A 17,986-nucleotide genomic window follows, 5' to 3' on the forward strand; every position below is an offset into this window, starting at 1 on the left:
GGGAGAGCGATGACAAACGACAACAACGCCGATGTGCTCGACTACCTCAAGCGGACGTCGATCGAACTGCTCGACACCCGTCGGCGTCTGCGGGAGCTGACGGAGGCCGCGGCCGAGCCCATCGCCGTCGTCGGCATCGCCTGCCGCTACCCGGGCGGGGTGACCTCGCCGGAAACGTTGTGGGACCTGGTGCGGGCGGGCCGGGACGCGGTGTCGGACTTCCCCGACGACCGCGACTGGGACCTGGACCGGCTCTACGACCCGGATCCGGACCGGCCGAACACCTGCAACACGCGCGCCGGCGGATTCCTGTACGAAGCGGGCGACTTCGACGCGGAGTTCTTCGGGATCAACCCGCGCGAGGCGCTGGCCGCGGATCCGCAGCACCGGTTGCTGCTGGAGTCCGCGTGGGAGTCGCTGGAACGGGCCGGCATCGACCCGCACACCCTGCGCGGCAGCGCCACCGGCGTATTCGCCGGCCTGGCGTACTTCGGCTACGGCAACCACTTCTCCACCCCCGAGGTCATCTCCGGCTACGGGCAGACCGGTTCGCTGCTGAGCGTGGCGTCCGGGCGGGTGGCGTACGCGCTGGGCCTGGAGGGTCCGGCGATATCCACCGACACCGCGTGCTCCTCGTCCCTGGTGGCGGTGCACCAGGCGGTGCAGTCGCTGCGGCAGGGCGAGTGCGGGCTGGCCCTGGCCGGGGGCGTCACCGTGATGGGGACCACGCAGGTCTTCCGGGAGATGGCGCGCCAGCGCGGACTGGCCGTCGACGGCCGGTGCAAGGCGTTCGCGGACGCCGCCGACGGCACCGGATTCGCCGAGGGCGTCGGGGTGCTGGTGCTGGAGCGGCTGTCCGACGCGCGGCGCAACGGGCGGCGGATCCTGGCGGTGATCCGGGGCTCGGCGATCAACCAGGACGGCGCCTCCAACGGGCTGACCGCGCCGAACGGGCCCGCGCAGCAGCGGGTGATCCGGGCCGCGTTGGCGAACTCGCGGGTGCAGGCGGGTGACGTGGACGTGATGGAGGCGCACGGGACCGGCACCACGCTGGGCGATCCGATCGAGGCACAGGCGCTGCTGGCCACCTACGGCCGCGACCGCGACCCCGGGAACCCGCTGTGGCTGGGCTCGCTCAAGTCGAACATCAGCCACACGCAGGCGGCGGCGGGCGTCGGCGGCATGATCAAGATGATCATGGCGATGCGGCACGGGATCATGCCCAAGACGCTGCACGTGGACCGGCCCTCGACGCACGTGGACTGGTCGGCCGGGGCGGTGGAACTGCTCACCGAGGCCAGGCCGTGGCCGAGCGCCCCCGGACGGCCCCGCCGGGCGGCGGTGTCCGCGTTCGGGGCCAGTGGCACCAACGCGCACGTGATCCTGGAGGAGGCGCCCGAGGAGGTCGCGCCCGAGGAGGCGGCGCCGGAGCGCGAGGATCATCCCGCCGACGCGCTCGCGTGGGTGGTGTCGGCACGCTCCGAGGCGGCACTGCGGGCCCAGGCGGAGCGGCTGCGCGCATTCGCCGCCGCCGAGCCGGATACGCCTGTCGCCGACATCGCCCGGTCGTTGGTGGCGAGCCGATCCCGGTTCGAGCACCGCGCGGTGGTACTGGGCCGGGACCGGGACGAGTTGCTGAGCGGTCTGGCGGCGCTGGGCGAGGGCGCCGATTCCGCGGGGCTGGTGCGCGGCGTGGTCGGCGAACTCGGCGGCACGGTCTTCATGTTCCCGGGACAGGGTTCGCCCTGGGCCGGTGTGGCCCGGGAGTTGTACGACGCCTTCCCGGTCTTCGCCCGGAGCCTCGACGCGGTCTGCGCGCGCTTCGACACCCACCTTCCCTTCGCGCTGAAGGCGCTGCTGCTCGCCGAGGCGCCCGAGGAGGCCCGCGCGCAGCGCACCGACGTCGCACAGCCCGCGCTGTTCGCCCTCCAGGTCGCGCTGTACCGGCTCCTGACCGGATTCTGCGGGGAGCCGAACCACCTGATCGGCCACTCCGTCGGCGAGATCACCGCCGCGCACGTATCCGGCGTCCTGGACCTGGACGGCGCGACCAGGCTCGTGGCCGCGCGCGGCCTGCTCATGCAGACGGTCACCGAGCGCGGCGCCATGCTGGCGGTACGCGCCTCGGAGGACGCCGTCGACGCGCTGCTCCACGGATACGACCGGCTCGGCGTCGCGGCCGTCAACGGCCCGGAATCGGTGGTGGTCTCCGGTGCCCGGGACCAGGTCGTCGCACTGCGCGATCGGCTGGTCGCCGAGGGGACTTCGGCCAAGCTGCTCGACGTCGACCACGCGTTCCACTCGCCGCTCATGGACCCGATCCTGGACGAGTTCGCCGCGTCGATCGGCGAACTTCCGGCGGGGCGCATGGCGATCCCGATCGTCTCGACCCGGACGGGCCGCGAGAGCACGGCCTCGGAACTGACGTCCGTCGCGCACTGGGTGCGGCATGTGCGCGAACCCGTTCGGTTCTTCACCGCCGTGGAGAGCGCCCGGGCGGCCGGCGCGGGCGTCTTCTACGAAATGGGCCCGGGATCGGCCCTCACGAGCATCGCCAAGGACGCGTTCGCCGCTTCGGGCGTGACCGACGCGGTGGCCCTGTCGGCGTCGCGGCGCAACCGCGGGCCGGTACGCACCCTGGTCGGCTCGCTGGCTCAACTGCACGTCCGCGGCGGGGCCGTGGACTGGGCGGCCCTGCTCGGCGACGCGCGGCGGTCGGTGGACCTGCCGACCTACGCGTTCCAACGGCAGCGCTACTGGCTGGACTTCCGGGCCGGAACCGGCACCGCGGACGTGGTGTCCGCCGGTCTCTCGGCCGCCGAACACCCACTGCTCGGCGCGGTGGTGGAGCACCCCGGCACCGACGAGGTGGTGTTCACCGACCGGTGGTCGCTGCGCACCCACGCGTGGCTGGCCGACCACGCGGTCTTCGGCGCGGTCGTGGTACCGGCGACGGCGTATCTGGATCTGGCGCTGTGGGTGGGCGACTTCGTCGGGTGCACGGCGATCGGGGAACTGTCCCTGGAGGTGCCCCTGATCGTCCCCGACACGGGCGAGGTACGGGTACGGGTCGTGGTCGGCACGGCGGACGAGAGCGGACGGCGCGCGCTGGACGTGTACTCCGGCCCCGACGGCGACGAGGACCGCGCCGGCGGGTGGACCCGGCACGCCACGGGCAGCCTGGCACCGGGAACCGCCCGGGCGGACGACGCGGGCACGCCGGCCGCGTGGCCGCCGGCCGGCGCCGAACAGGTCGACATCGACGCCCTGTACGACTCCTTCGCGGACGCGGGCTTCGACTACGGGCCGGTGTTCCGCGGGCTGCGCGAGGTGTGGCGGCGCGGCGACGACCTGTTCGCGACGGCCACACTGCCGACCGATGCCGACGGCTCGGCCGCCGGCGGGTTCGCCCTGCATCCGGCGCTGCTCGATGCCGCGCTGCACGCGGTGGTGGCGGGCGGGGTCGTGGAGATCGGTGCCGACCGGGGCTGGATGCCGTTCTCGTGGTCCGGGGCGGAGCGGTTCGGCGAATGCGGCTCGACCGTACGGATTCACCTCTCCCCGGCCGGCGATCCGGCGGCCGGCGACCGAGCCGTGGCTGTGGCGATCGCCGACGAGCGGGGCCGCCCGGTCGCGCGCGTCGGGGCGCTGAGGTTCCGACCGGCGAGCGCCGAACACCTGCGCGCGGCGCGCGGCGAGCGGTCGTTGTACGAACTGGTGTGGCGACCGGCCCGCGCGATCGAGGCGGCGACGCCTCCCGGGCGGTGGGCCGTGCTCGGCGCGCCCGCCCGACTCGGCGAACCCGCGCACCAGGAAACCGAGTTCCACGCGAGCCTGGACGAACTCCTCGCGGGGGACCCGCCGCGACACATCGTGCTCCGCGCGGACGAGATCGCCGCGCCCGGGACCGACCTGTTCACCGCCGTCGCCGACACCGACACCCGCGTCCTGGAGTGCGTCCAGCGCTTCCTCGCCGAGGACTCGCTCGCCGCATCCACGCTGGTGGTGCTCACCCGGCTGGCCGTGGACACCGGTGGCGGGGAGCGGGTGGACAGCCTGCCCGGCGCGTCCGTATGGGGCCTGATCCGGTCCGCCCAGACCGAGCACCCGGGCAGGTTCCGGCTGGTGGACGTCGAGGACGTGGCCGCCGCATGGCCCCGCATCCCCGACGCGCTCGCCCTCGACGAGGAGCAACTGGCGCTGCGCGGTGACGCGTACCTGGTGCCGCGCATGACGGCCGCGGCCCCCGCGAGCAACCGGATCGAGCCGCCGGCGGTCGGCGCGTCCCGGCTGGGCATCCCGACCAAGGGCACGTTGGAGAACCTGACCTGGATTCCCTGCCCCGAGGTGGAGGCGCCGCTGACGAGCGGTCAGGTGCGCATCGCGGTACAGGCCGCCGGCCTCAACTTCCGCGACGTCACGATCGCCCTGGGACTGGTGGAACGCACCGCCCTGGACGCCGGAATCGGCGGCGAGGGCGCCGGAACCGTCCTGGAGGTGGCCGACGACGTCACCGAACTCGCCCCGGGCGACCGGGTGATGGGCATCTTCTCCGGCGCCTTCGGCCGGGTCGCGGTGGCGGACCACCGCCTGCTCATGCCCATCCCCGACGGGTGGACCTACACCGAGGCGGCATCCGTGCCGGGCGCGTATCTCACCGCCTACTACGCCCTGTTCCACGTGACCAACCTCGAAAAGGGCCAACGGATCCTGATCCACGCCGCGGCCGGCGGCGTCGGAATGGCCGCCGTGCAACTGGCCAAGCACGTCGGCGCCGAGATCTACGCCACCGCGAGCCCGGCCAAGTGGCCCACCCTGCGCGCCCTCGGGCTCGACGACGCCCACCTGGCCTCGTCGCGCACCCTGGAGTTCGCGGACAGCTTCCTGGCCGCCTCCGACGGCCGCGGCGTGGACGTCGTGCTCAACTCCCTGGCACACGACTTCGTCGACGCCTCGCTGCGCCTGCTGCCCGAAGGCGGCAGCTTCGTCGAGATGGGCAAGACCGACATCCGCGACCCGCACCGGGTGTCGGTTGGGCATCCGGGCGTCGACTACGCGGCGTTCGACCTCTACGAGGCCGGCCCCGACGTCATCCACGAGGTCTTCCGCGCGGTCATGGAACTGTTCGCCGACGGGCGGGTGCGGCTGAACCCGATCGCCGTACGGAACATCCGCGACGCGCGCGGGGCGTTTCGCGAGATGAGCCAGGGCCGGCACGTCGGCAAGATCATCTTCGACATGGGCAGCGGCTTCGGCGGCGGCACCGTCCTGATCACCGGCGCCACCGGCGGCGTCGGCTCGCTCGTGGCACGCCACCTCGTCGCCGAACACGGCGTACGCAGCCTGGTGCTGGCGAGCCGCCGGGGCCCGGCCGCCGACGGGGCCGCCGAACTGGTCGCGGACCTGGAGGCGGCCGGCGCCCTCGTCCGGGTCGCGGCCTGCGACGTCGCGGACCGGGCCGCCGTGGCGGACCTGCTCGCCGAGATGCCGCCCGGATACCCGCTGACCGCCGTCGTGCACGCGGCGGGTGTACTCGCCGACGGCACCCTCGAGACGCAGAGCGCACAGAGCCTGGACCGCGCCCTGCGGGCCAAGGTCGGCGGCGCGATCAACCTGCACGAACTGACCCGCGAACACACCCTGTCCGCGTTCGTGCTCTTCTCCGCGCTCGCCGGCACGCTCGGCACCGGCGGCCAGGCCAACTACGCCGCCGCGAACGGCTTCCTGGACGGCCTGGCGGCTCGACGCCGGGCCTTTGGCCGGGTCGGCACGTCCCTGTGCTGGGGCTGGTGGCAACAGCGCAGCGGGATGACCGAGAACCTGGACGAGGTGGACCTGCGGCGCATCCGCCGCCTCGGCATCGCCGAGATGCCCGGCGCCGAGGCACTGGGCCTGTTCGACGCCGCGTGCACGATCGACAAGCCGGTCCTGATCCCGGCCCGACTGGACCTCACCGCGCTGCGGAGCCGGGCCGCCGACGAACTCCCGCTGCTCCTGCGCGACCTCGTCACCGCCGGCCGCCCGGCCCGCGCCCGCGCGAACAGCACCGCCGGCACGGGCTCCCTCGGCCTGCCCGCCCGATTGGTCGGGCTGTCCGAGAGCGAAGGGGAGGCGACCGTGCTCGACTGGGTCCGCGAGCAGGTCGCCGTCGTCCTCGGACACCCCGCCGGCACGGCCGTCGACGCCGACCAGGCGTTCACCCACCTCGGCTTCGACTCGCTCACTTCGGTCGAACTGTGCAACCGCCTGGCCTCCTCGACCGGGCTGCGCCTTGCCTCCACCCTCGTCTTCAGCTACCCGACCCCCCGCGAGCTGGGACAACACGTCTTCGACCTGCTGCGCCCCGCGGAGCGCACGAGTGCGGACCCGGACGAGGACGCGCGGATCCGCGAGGTGCTGCGCACCATCCCCATCGACCGGCTGCGCGGCGCGGGCCTGCTGGAGCAGGTTCTGGCGTGCGCCGCCGCGCCGTCGGACCCCGACGACGGATCGCCCGACGCGGACACCGGCACCGATGCCGGCGCGGACGAACTGGCGGCGCTGGACCTGGATGCACTCGTCGACCTGGCTCTGGCCGAGAAGGGCAAGTGACCATGAACACCTCCGCGAACAACGCCGCGGACCGGCCGGCGGACGGCGGGGACCGGGTCGCCCAGGCGCTCCGCACCCTCCTGGAGGAGCGCGACCGGCTGAGCCGGGAGAACGACGCGCTCAAGGCCGCCCGGGTCGAGCCGATCGCCGTGGTGGCGATGGCCTGCCGCTACCCCGGAGGGGTGTCCTCGCCGGAACAGCTGTGGGACATGGTCCGCGACGGGGTCGACGCGATCGACGAGTTCCCGACCGACCGGGGATGGCGGGACCTGTACGACGAGGACCCCGAAACGCTCGGCAGTTCCTACGTCCGGCACGGCGGATTCCTGGCCGACGCCGCCGACTTCGACCCGGAGTTCTTCGGGATCAGCCCGCGCGAGGCGCTGGCCATCGACCCGCAGCAGCGCCTGCTGCTGCAAACCTCGTGGGAGGTCCTGGAACGAGCCGGCATCGTGCCCGCCGACGTCCGCGGCAGCGATGTCGGCGTGTTCGCCGGGGTGGCCTCGTCCGAGTACGGAATGCGCTTCCTGGAGGGCAGCGCGGGCGAGTTGGAGGGCTACCTGCTGCACGGGAGCGCGCTGAGCGTGGCGTCGGGCCGGGTGGCGTACGAACTGGGGCTGACCGGGGCGGCGGTGTCGGTGGACACGGCGTGCTCGTCGTCGCTGGTGGCCCTGCACCTGGCGATCCAGTCGTTGCGCTCGGGGGAGTGCTCGCTGGCATTGGCGGGCGGGGTGTCGGTGATGGCCACGCCCGCGATCTTCGTGGAGTTCTCCCGGCAGCGCGGTCTGTCGGCGGACGGTCGGTGCAAGTCCTTCGCGGACACGGCCGACGGGACCGGCTGGGCCGAGGGCGCGGGTGTCCTGCTCCTGGAGCGGTTGTCCGACGCCCGCCGCAACGGCCACCCGGTGCTCGCCGTCGTGCGCGGCTCCGCGGTGAACCAGGACGGGGCCAGCAACGGGCTGACCGCGCCCAACGGCCGGGCCCAGGAGCGGGTGATCCGGCAGGCGCTGGCCAACGCCGGGGTCGAGGCCGCCGAGGTGGACGCGGTCGAGGCGCACGGCACGGGCACCGTGCTGGGGGATCCGATCGAGGCGGGCGCGCTGCTCGCGACGTACGGGCGGGACCGGGCCGAGGGCCGGCCGCTGCGGCTCGGATCGATGAAGTCCAACATCGGACACGCGCAGGCCGCCGCCGGGGTGGCCGGGGTGATCAAGATGGTGATGGCGCTTCGGCACGGCTACCTGCCGAAGACGCTGCACGTGGACACCCCCTCCCGGCACGTCGACTGGTCCTCGGGCGCGATCGAACTGCTGGTGGAGGGGCGCGAATGGCCCCGATCGGGCGGTCCGCGGCGGGCCGCGGTGTCGTCGTTCGGCGTCAGCGGGACCAACGCGCACGTGATCCTGGAGGAGGTACCGGAGCCGGAGCACGACGGGCGCGTCCCGGACGCGGGCGTCGTCGGCGGGCTGGTGCCGTGGGTGTTGTCGGGCAAGAGCGCGGCGGCGGTGGAGCGACAGGCGGGCCGGCTGCACGAGTTCGTCGCCGGCGATCCGGACGCGGACGTCGCCGACGTCGGCTGGTCGCTGGTGTCGAGCCGGTCGCGGTTCGACCACCGTGCGGTGGTCCTCGGCCACGACCGGGACGAACTGCTCGCCGCCCTGGCGGCGTTGCGCGACGGCACCGAGTCGGCCGAGGTGGTGCGCGGTGTCGCCGGGAACCTCGGCGGGGCCGTCTTCATGTTCCCGGGTCAGGGATCCCAGTGGGTCGGCATGGGCCGGCAACTCCACGAGGCGTTCCCGGTGTTCGCGCGGACCCTCGACGCGTGCGGCGCGGCGCTGGCCGAGTGGACCGACTGGTCGCTGCTCGACGTGGTGCGCGGCGCGCCCGGGGCGCCGACGCTGGACCGGGTGGACGTGGTCCAGCCGACGCTGTTCTCGGTGATGGTGTCCATGGCCGCGCTGTGGCGATCCTGGGGCGTGGAACCGGCCGCGGTGGTCGGGCACAGCCAGGGCGAGATCGCCGCCGCGCACGTGTGCGGCGCGCTGTCGTTGCGCGACGCGGCCAAGGTGGTGGCGCTGCGCAGCAAGGCCCTGGTGGACCTGATCGGCCACGGCGGGATGGCCTCGGTCGCGGAATCCGCGGATGTCGTCGCCGACCGGCTGACTCCGTGGAAGGACCGGGTGAGCATCGCCGTCGTCAACGGGCCCCGCTCGGTGGTGGTTTCCGGGGAACCCGACGCGCTCGACGAATTCGTCGAGAAGATGAAGGCGGAAGGCGCCCAGGCGCGCAGAATATCGGTCGACTACGCCTCGCATTCCCCCCAGGTGAGCCGGGTTCGCGAGCAGGTGATCGCACCCCTGGCCGACCTGGAACCGAAAACCTCGACACTGCCCTTCTACTCGACCCTGCACGGCGAGCCGATCGACACCGCGACCTTGAACGCCGAATACTGGTACACCAATCTCCGGGAGAAAGTCAGCTTCGAATCCTCGATCCGGCGATCGGTCGACGACGGATTCCGGACCTTCATCGAGATGAGCCCGCACCCCGTATTGACCGTCCCCGTACAGGAGATCGTCGAGGACGTGGACGACGCCGTGGTCCTGTCCTCGTCCCGCCGGGATCGTGGCGAGGCGGAGGCCGTGCTCGGCTCGCTGGCCCACCTCCACACCCGGGGCGGCACGGTGGACTGGGACGCCCTGTTCGGCGCACGCCGCCGGGTCGACCTGCCCACGTACGCCTTCCAGCGGCAGCGCTACTGGCTGAACTCCGCGCACGCCGCGCCGACGGCGCAACCGAGCGCGATCGAGACCCCCTCGGACGAGGAGCAGGCCGTCCCGCTCGCGGACGTGCTGTCGACCCTGTCCGCCGACGACGCTGCGGCATTCGTCCTGGACCACGTCCTGACCAGGGTCGCCGTCGTGCTCGGGCACGCCTCGGGCGCGACGATCGACCCCGACCGGGAGTTCAAAGAGCTCGGCTTCGACTCGCTGCTCTCGGTGGAACTGAGCAAGCGCCTCGCCGCGACGACCGGCCTCAAACTCAGGGCCAACCTGGCGCTGCGGCATCCGTCGCCGCGACTGGTGGCCGCGCACATCCTGTCGTCGATGGGCGGGCGCGCGGCGTAGCGTCGCCCTCGTGACGGGGTACGCGCGGGGTGGCGACGCCACGCCGGGAAGCGGGCGCGGGTCCGGCGTATCCTCGCCGTTTCGTGCGGGATTTCACCCGCCGGCGGTGTCCCGCCGGCGGGACACCGCGGATTCCACGCGGCACCGCCCGCTCCGGCACCCGTTGTCTTGACCGGCCGATCACACTTCCGTGAAGGTGGAGGTGATCTGCGAATTTCTTCAGGTTCCTGGCCTGTTTGCCGAGGGGATGATCCCTGTGCGTTCGTTCGGTGCGTCGTCGGCGCATAAAGGATTGTGGCTGGCCCAGAAAATGTCCCCGGACATGCTCAACCATGCGCTGAGCATGTGGGACGTGGACGGTGAAATCGACACGGCGGTCATGGAATCCGCATTCCGGCACGTGCTGGCGGAAGCGGAAGTGCTGCGGATCGATTTCGTCGACGACGGCGAGGGCAATCTGCTGCTGGTGCCCCGGGAATCGACCGACTGGCAGCCGTTCTTCCTGGACGTCGGCGCCGAGCCGGATCCCGAGCAGGCCGCGCGCGAGGCGCTGGCCGACATGCTCAAGCAGCCGTTCGACCTGGAGCGCGACCTGCTGCTCCGGCTCGGCGTGGTCAGGCTCGGGCCGGCCCGCTCCCTCGTGGTGATCGCCTACCACCACCTCGTCTCGGACGGGTACGGCGCGGGCGGCCTGCTGTCGCGGCGCCTCGCCGAGGTGTACACCGCGCTGGCCCGGGGCACGGCGGTGCCGGAGCCCGAACACCCGTGGGACATCGAGTCGTTCGCCGCCGGTGCCGCGCGATACCAGGCGTCCCCGAAGTTCGCCGAGGACACCGAGTTCTGGCGCGACTACCTCGCGGACGCGCCCGCGCCCGCGCAGGTGCCGCGGGTACCCCTGTCCGACGCGGCGCGCTCGGCGCTGGTCGAGCCGATGAGTCGGGTGGACCGGTGGGCGCAGTTGGCCGACTCCATCGGCATGGTCAGTCGTACCCTGACCGTGCCGCGCGCCGAGGCGGACGGGTGGATCGAGGCCGCCGAGTCGATGGGCGTGTGGATGTCGTCGCTGTTGACCGCGGCCTCGGCGGTGTACTTCCGACACCGGTGCGATCGGCAGGAGTTCCTGCTCTCGTTGGCCGTGGCCAACCGGGCCGGCGAAGCGAGCCGCACGCCCGGCCTGGCGGTGAACGTGGTGCCGATGCGGGTGAAGGTGCCGCTGGGCGCGACCTTCGCCGACATCGCCGACTCGGTCGTGGACGAGACCTACGAGATCTTCGGGCAAACCGCCTGCCACTACTCGGAGATCCAGCGCGCGAGCGGCACCGTCCTGAGCGGACGCGGCAGTTTCGGCGCGGTGCTGAACATCGTCGAGTTCGCGGAGCAACTGCACTTCGCCGACCACGCCGCGCGCTACCTCGGCGGAACGAACGGGGTCTTCGACGAACTGTCCGTCGGCGTCTACACCGACGGCAGCGCCGACAGCGACCTGTTCGTGCGCCTCGACGCCCCCGCCGGCCTGTACACGGGCGCCGAACTGCGTTTCATCGGCGCCGAGTTGATCGAACACATCCACGCGGTGACGGCCGATCCGCAGCTGCGCGTCGGCGCGCTGGACGTGCTCGCCGGCGACGCACGCGACCGGGTGCCGACCGCGCCCTCCGACACGACCGTGCCCCTGCCGGAACAGACGGTTCCGGAACTGTTCGCCCGCCGGGTGGCGCAGGCCCCCGACGACATCGCCGTACAGTTCGGCGAATCGGCGCTCACATACCGCGAGTTGCACGCACGATCCGGCCGCCTGGCCGAGACGCTGCGCGGGCGCGGCGTCGGTCCGGAAACGGTCGTGGCGGTGGCGCTGCCCCGGTCGGTGGATCTGGCCGTCGCGCTGCTCGGGGTGGTGCGGGCGGGCGGAGCCTACCTCCCGATCGACCCCACGTCCCGGGCGGAGCGCGTCGTGCCGGTGGTGCGCGACTCCTCGGTGCGGGTGCTGCTCACCGACGCGGCGACCGCCGAAGGGGCCGCCGTCGCCCGGGACGTCGCGGTGATCCTGTTCGACGACGTGCGGCCGGAGACCGCCGCCGACACCGGCGACACCGGCGACGCCGCGCCGGAGGCCGCCGCCCCGTCGCACCCGGACAACCTGTTGGCCGTGATGTACGGCTCCGGACCGACCGGCAAGGCCGCCGGCGTCGCCGTGACGCACCGGAACATGGCCCGCCTGGCCCTGGACCGCCGGTGGCACGAGGGCGGCCGAGGCACCGTGTTGTGGCACTCGCCGATCACCGCCGACGCGCTCGCCCTGGAACTGTGGGTGCCGCTGCTGAACGGCGGCCGGGTGCTGGTGGCCGGGCCGGGGGAGTCGGCGGTGGACGCGCTCGCCGCGTCGACGCCGATCACGGCGGCGTGGTTGTCCGCCGGCCTCTTCTCGGCGATCGCGGCGCAACGCCCCGAGCGTCTGGCCGGATTGCGCGAGGTGTGGACCGGCGGCGACCGGGTGTCCTCGGCGGCGTTGCGCCGGGTGCGCGAGGCCTGCCCCGACCTGACGATCGTGCACGGCCACGGCCCGACGGAGACGACCGTGCTCGCCGCGTGCGACCACCCGGTCGAGGGCGAGGCGGCGCACCACGCGGGCTCGCTCGGCCGCCCGATGGACCACACCGCCCTGTACGTCCTGGGCCCGGGCCTGGCGCCGGTTCCCGTCGGGGTGACCGGTGAACTGTACGTGGCCGGCGCCGGTGTGACGCGCGGCCGTCCCGGACGCCCCGGGCAGACCGCGGAGCGCTACGTGCCCTGCCCGTTCGGCCCGGCCGGGGGTCGCATGTACCGGACCGGGGATCTGGTGCGGTGGGGAACCGACGGCGGGTTGGAGTACGTCGGCGCGGCCGATGCCCGGTTCGACGTGCGCGGTGTCCGGGTCGAGCCGGCCGAGGCCGAGGAGGTGTTGTCCGAACACCCCGGTGTGGCACAGGCGGTGGTGGTCGGGCGGGCGGACGAGTCGGGGCAGCCGCGTCTGGTGGCCTACGTGGTTCCGGTCGGCGGCGCGGGAGAGGGCGCGGCGAACTCCTCCGGGCTCGCGGGCTCCTCGGGTTCCCCGGTTTCCTCGGTTTCCTCGGATTCCGGCTCCCCGGCCCCGTCGGGCGAGGAGTTGCGCCGGTTCGCCGCCGAGCGGTTGGCCGAGTCCGTCGTGCCGACGGCCTTCGTGCTCCTCGAACGCCTGCCCGTGACCGCGGGCGGTCGGGTGGATCGGGCCGCCCTGCCCAAGCCCGAGTTCGACGGCGGGTCCTACCGGGCTCCGCGCAACCGGACCGAGCGGGTCCTGGCCGCGCTGTTCGCCGACGTGCTCGAACTGGACCGGGTGGGTATCGACCAGGACTTCTTCGACCTCGGCGGGAACTCGCTGCGGGCGATCCGGCTGGTCGGCCTGATCCGGGCGGAGTTGAACCTCGAGGTGTCCATCCGAACCCTGTTCGCGGCGCGCACCATCATCGGCCTGTCGGACATGTGGGGAGACCTCTCCCGGTCGAGCCGGCCGGCTCTGCGCAGGCGGACGAAGGACGGCAAGGCCCTCTGAGAGGAATCCCGAGAATGACGAGTCCGGTGGAAGAGCGGTGGCTCCGCCGCTTTCGTGACGACGACGCGTGCGCGACCAAGCTCGTCTGCTTCCCGCACGCCGGCGGCTGGTCCAACGCGTACCGCACCTGGGCACGGGGACTGCCTTCGGACGTCGGGCTGTTCGCCATCCGGTACCCGGGCCGGGAGGATCGGATCGGCGATCCGTTTCCGTCCGGGTTGGAGGCCCTCGCCGACGACATCGTCGACGCCCTCGTCGGGTTGACCCGGTATCGGCTGGTGTTGTTCGGGCACAGCATGGGGGCCTCGGTGGCACACGAGGTGGCCCTGCGGCTGCACAAGCGCGGGTGCCCGCCGGCCGCGTTGTGCGTGTCGGGCAGGCGCCCGTCGCATGCGCTGGAAGGTTTGCGGCGACACTTCGGCACGGACGAGGAGATCATCGCGGACGTCGTGCGCTTCGACGAGAGCCGCGCCCCGGTGTTCGCGGATCCCGACCTGCGGGAGATCCTGCTCCCCGCCGTCCGCGCGGACTACCGGATGGTGGACGACTATCCCGCCGGCGATCGGCCTCCGCTCGACTGTCCGGTATACGGCTACACCGGCGACCACGATTCCGAGGTGAGCCCGGAACTGATGCGCCGCTGGGCGGATACGACGAATGCCGGTTTCCGGATCCGGGTCTTCCCGGGTGGGCACTTCTACCTCCGCGCCGAGGAGGACACACTGCTGGCGGATCTGCGGGATGTATTGGATCGGGTCAAGCGTGGCGTGGAGGCCGCCTCGTGACCCGACGGGCCCGGTCCGGGTACGTCGACCGGCGCGGCGAGGTGTCGATCCGGATACCGTGACTCGCGCGAGGTGTTCGGCTCGCGGTGCCGTACGGGTGTTGCCCAGGCCCGGTGACCTGCCCGGATACTCGTCCGGGCCGAGCCGGCGTACCGTCGATGGCGCCATCCGGGTCATGGCGACTTGTGATGGCGCAACATGTGCGCCATGATGACGTCATGGATATGGGTCCGTTCGTGGACGGGTTCGGGCACGAGTTCGCCGCGCTCGCTCGGACCGACAGTGGGGACGCGGTCGTGCCGAAGGCGCGACCGCCGGAGCCCGGAATCCGCCGCATGTCGTTCGACGCGCCGGGCGCAGCCGCGGACGAGATCGATCACGACCCGGCCCCGGGCGTGGTCGAGTCTTCGGCCCCGCGAGGGCGAGCCGTACTTCGCCGTGCTGCCACGCGTGCCGAAGGGTCCGCCCGGAAATGACGAGGAAGGAAAACCATGCCTGTTTTCGAGACCCCGAAGCCGATCTCCGTCGAGTTCGAACTCGGTGTCGGTGACGTGGAGATCACCGCCGAGGACCGCACCGACACCGTTGTCGAGGTACGGCCGACCGACGAGAAGGACCCCTCGGACGTCAAGGCGGCCGACCAGATCCGGGTCGAATACGCCAACGGCGTGCTGCTGATCAAGGGGCCCAAGCGCGGGGTGCCCGTGGTGGTGGACTTCTCCCGGAAGTCCCGCTCGGTGGACGTGTCGATCGTGCTGCCCACGGGCTCGCGCGTGCGCGGCGAGGCGGCGATGGCGGACCTGCGCGGCTCCGGACGCCTCGGGGAGTGCACGTACAAGACGTCCACCGCGAACATTCGCCTGGAGCACGTCGGCCGGTTGAACCTGCGCACGGCGGGTCACATCGGCGTGGGCCGGGTCGACGGGGACGCGGAAGTCGCCACCGCCACCGGGCGGATCCGGCTGACGGAGGTCGACGGCGCGATCGACGCCAAGAACTCCAACGGCGACATCGAGATCGGCCGGGTCACCGGCGACGTGCACGCGCGCACCTCCAACGGCGACATCACCGTCGGCCACGCCTCCGGGAACACGACCGAGGCCAAGACCGCCAACGGCAACATCCGGGTCGCGGAGGTGACCCGCGGCTCGCTCGTGCTCAAGACCGGGTCCGGCGACCTGGAGGTCGGCATCGGTGGGGACAGCCCGGCGAAGCTGGATCTGAACACCGGATACGGGCGCGTGAACAACACGCTGGAGGAGATCGCCAAGTCGCTCGGGGAGGCGATCGAGGTGCGGGCGCACACCTCCTACGGGGACATCACGATCCACCGGGCCTGACGGGCGGGCCGCCGCGCGGAGGGCGGCCGGGCAGAGGGGCCGTCGCGCCGGGAGCGGCTACTGCACCCAGCCGTTGAACTGCTGCTTGCCGCGATGGGACCGCTTGCTGTTGGACAGCGCCGCGGCGGAGGCGCGGACCATCCACGTGTTGACCGAGACGCCCTGGCGGGTCGCCGCCTTCTCGATCTCGTCCTTCATCTCCTGCGGCGGCCGGAAGTTGATCCGAGCCGTGGCGCCACCCCTGGTGCCACCAAACTCGCCGGTCGACCAGTCGCTCGCCGGGTCACCGCTCTCCTCCGAGGCGTCCTGGGCGGGGCCGTCGTCGCCCGAGGGCGGCGTCACCACGAAGCTGGGGTCCATCCCGCGCAGGCGCAGGTCCACCGAGCCGGGCGCCAGGTCCCGGGTGATCTCGTCGGCCGCCGCCGACAGGACCTTGAGCAACGTGAGCCGGACGGCCGACTCCAACGGGGCGACGAGCCGCTCGGCCACCGCGCGGGTCTCGGCATCTCCGGCCGCGGAGGCTGCGACCAGCTCGTCGCGCAGCGCCTCGACATACTCCCGTAGTTCCATGTGCCCCATCATGGCACAGTGATTGCGCCGCACGGCGCCTACCTGGCCCGATGTCGGGCCGCGATCCCTTTGTCCAGGTGGCGGCGCGGGAGTCGAAGCGGCCGGCGGCGCGACCCGGACCGCGCCGGCCCGCCCGGACCGGCGGGATCCGGTCGACCTGCCGCCACGGTTGGCGCCATGGCCGCGCCATCGGGGTGCGGGAGGGGCGGCGCCGCGTCGCACCACCCGCTCCGGCGCCCGCCTCAGCGCGTGTCGGACGGCGTGTCCGCAGGCGTGTCCGAACGCGCCGGGCAGAACTCGGCGTTCACGATGGGCAGGATGGTCTCCGCCGCCCAAGCGCCGTTGTAGTTGAACGCGAGCTGATGCCGGCCGTCCTCGGTCAGGGCGACCATGGTGATCGACCCGGGCGCGCCGCCGTCGTGGTACCACAGCGTGACGCCGCAGCCCAGCGTGAACCGCTCGATGCCGAGACCGTAGGACGCGCCCGGAAAATCCGGATTGTCGACGGTCGTCTTCAACTCCGCCAACTGCCGTGGCGGCAGCAGCCGTCCGCGGATCAGGGCCGAGTAGAACCGGTTGAGATCGTCCGCGTCGGAGATCATGTCGCCGTTGCCCCAGGCCTGGGACCCGTTCGTCTCGGTGACGTCGTCGATGCGATCCGGCTGCGCCGCGAAGAGCTTGGCGTAGCCGCGGCTGCTCGGCCGGGGGAGCCGGACCCGGTTGCCGGGGTTGGACGTCGCCCCGAGCCCGAGGGGTTCGACGATGCGATCGTGCACCTCGTCCTCGTACCGCCTGCCGGCGACGCGCTCCACGATCAGCGCGGCCAGGACGTCGTTGGTGTTCGAGAACGAGTGCCGGACACCGGGCCCGAACGGCGCCGCGTGGGAGAGCGCCACCCGTACGCGCGTCTCGGGGGTCAGCGTGTCGTAGCGGTGCCGCAGGAAGCCGTCGCCCGCCAGATACGTGGCTCCGTATTCCGGGTCGAGGGCGTAGTCGAACAGCCCGCTGGTGTGGTTGAGCAACTGCCGTACGGTGATCGCCCGCCCGTCGTTGCCGTTGCCTCGGACGACGCCCGGCAGATGGCGCTCGACGGTGTCGTCGAGGCGCAGGCGCCCCTCCGCCTCCAACTGGAGCAGTACGGTCGCCACGAACGTATCGGTGACGTTGCCGACCCGGAACCGATCGTCCCGGCCGCGCGGCGCACCCGTCCGGAGGTTGCCCACCCCCGACGCCGACCGCCAGACCCCTCGGCCGTCGCGTGCCTGGACGGTGACCCCGGGAACCCCGGCCCGCACGGCGGCCTCGATCGCCCGCCGCGTCTCCTGGTGCCGGCCCCCGGACCGGTCCGCCCCATCCGACGAAGCCCCCGCGGACCCGGTGAACACGGTGGCCACCAACGCCATCACCGCCAACCCGACCACGCCGCCCCGCGCCCTCTTCCACGCCACCACGCCGTACCCCCGAATGTCGTCACACTCGCCCGTCGGCCGCACCCAACGCCGCGCCCCCGAGCACCCGTCGGCGGCAGCGTAGATCACCCCCGAGCCCCATGGGGCTCCCCAGAGCCAACACCACACCCGACAACGAACAACCGACCGACCGACCGTGCCCCGCCCCCATGTCCAGCCGCCAGGACACCCCGAACCCACCCCGCGACAGATGCCGCCCCCGGGAGATCCGATGATTCATCAGGACATCGACACAATTGCCGAACCGGCCGTCCCCGCGCGGTACATCGTGGATCCGTCCGTGCCGGGCTCGATTTCCCGCCCGGCGGCACAGGCGCGCGCGAGGGACACGACCCCGCTGCGGGTCAGCTGCCGGCGGACGGCATCACACGGCGCCCGCGTAGCCGCAGTGGTAGTGACGCTGAGAATTCCCCGCCTTCGCAAGAGCCGAAGGTTGGGGACCCGATGCCCGACTCGGAGCCGTTCCGGGTCCTCGATCGGTGCTGGACCCGGCGGGCTCCCCGGTCGTCGAACGCAGCGTTGAACCGGCCCTCAA

7 protein-coding genes are annotated in these 17,986 nt (G+C 72.6%); 5 read left to right on the plus strand and 2 right to left on the minus strand.

The features are described from left to right. The first annotated feature begins 9 nt into the window (after window positions 1–9). From B4N89_RS26675 to B4N89_RS26700, 5 genes are all read left to right on the plus strand, one after another. The gene (locus tag B4N89_RS26675; RefSeq protein WP_078978330.1) at window positions 10–6,591 is read left to right on the plus strand and encodes a type I polyketide synthase; all 6,582 of its coding nucleotides are present in this window, start codon (window positions 10–12) and stop codon (window positions 6,589–6,591) included. A gap of 2 nt (window positions 6,592–6,593) precedes the next feature. Next, on the plus strand, window positions 6,594–9,719 hold the full coding sequence (locus tag B4N89_RS26680; protein ID WP_078978331.1) for a type I polyketide synthase: 3,126 nt from the start codon (window positions 6,594–6,596) through the stop codon (window positions 9,717–9,719). A gap of 247 nt (window positions 9,720–9,966) precedes the next feature. Continuing rightward, entirely contained in the window at window positions 9,967–13,287 is a 3,321-nt protein-coding gene (locus B4N89_RS26685) for a non-ribosomal peptide synthetase (RefSeq protein ID WP_078978332.1), read from the plus strand. Between the two features lie 14 nt (window positions 13,288–13,301). Further along, the gene (locus B4N89_RS26690) at window positions 13,302–14,072 is read left to right on the plus strand and encodes a thioesterase II family protein (RefSeq protein WP_078978333.1); all 771 of its coding nucleotides are present in this window, start codon (window positions 13,302–13,304) and stop codon (window positions 14,070–14,072) included. Window positions 14,073–14,563: 491 nt separating this feature from the next. Then, on the plus strand, window positions 14,564–15,412 hold the full coding sequence (locus B4N89_RS26700) for a DUF4097 family beta strand repeat-containing protein (RefSeq protein WP_078978335.1): 849 nt from the start codon (window positions 14,564–14,566) through the stop codon (window positions 15,410–15,412). 57 nt (window positions 15,413–15,469) lie between these two features. On the opposite strand, the gene B4N89_RS26705 is transcribed toward B4N89_RS26700, so the two are convergent. Further along, window positions 15,470–15,982: a hypothetical protein gene (locus tag B4N89_RS26705; protein ID WP_078979658.1), complete on the minus strand. Its 513-nt coding sequence runs from the start codon at window positions 15,980–15,982 to the stop codon at window positions 15,470–15,472. Window positions 15,983–16,224: 242 nt separating this feature from the next. Next, window positions 16,225–17,430, minus strand: a complete 1,206-nt coding sequence (locus tag B4N89_RS26710; RefSeq protein WP_235618805.1) for a serine hydrolase domain-containing protein — start codon at window positions 17,428–17,430, stop codon at window positions 16,225–16,227. Between the last annotated feature and the right edge of the window lie 556 nt (window positions 17,431–17,986).

The organism is Embleya scabrispora, assembly GCF_002024165.1.
GTDB classification, from domain to species: domain Bacteria; phylum Actinomycetota; class Actinomycetes; order Streptomycetales; family Streptomycetaceae; genus Embleya; species Embleya scabrispora_A.

Coding starts and splice junctions, on each gene's coding strand:
- B4N89_RS26675 (WP_078978330.1), top strand. CDS start 10: ATGACAAACGACAACAACGCCGATGTGCTCGACTACCTCAAGCGGACG.
- B4N89_RS26680 (WP_078978331.1), top strand. CDS start 6,594: ATGAACACCTCCGCGAACAACGCCGCGGACCGGCCGGCGGACGGCGGG.
- B4N89_RS26685 (WP_078978332.1), top strand. CDS start 9,967: ATGATCCCTGTGCGTTCGTTCGGTGCGTCGTCGGCGCATAAAGGATTG.
- B4N89_RS26690 (WP_078978333.1), top strand. CDS start 13,302: ATGACGAGTCCGGTGGAAGAGCGGTGGCTCCGCCGCTTTCGTGACGAC.
- B4N89_RS26700 (WP_078978335.1), top strand. CDS start 14,564: ATGCCTGTTTTCGAGACCCCGAAGCCGATCTCCGTCGAGTTCGAACTC.
- B4N89_RS26705 (WP_078979658.1), bottom strand. CDS start 15,982: ATGGAACTACGGGAGTATGTCGAGGCGCTGCGCGACGAGCTGGTCGCA.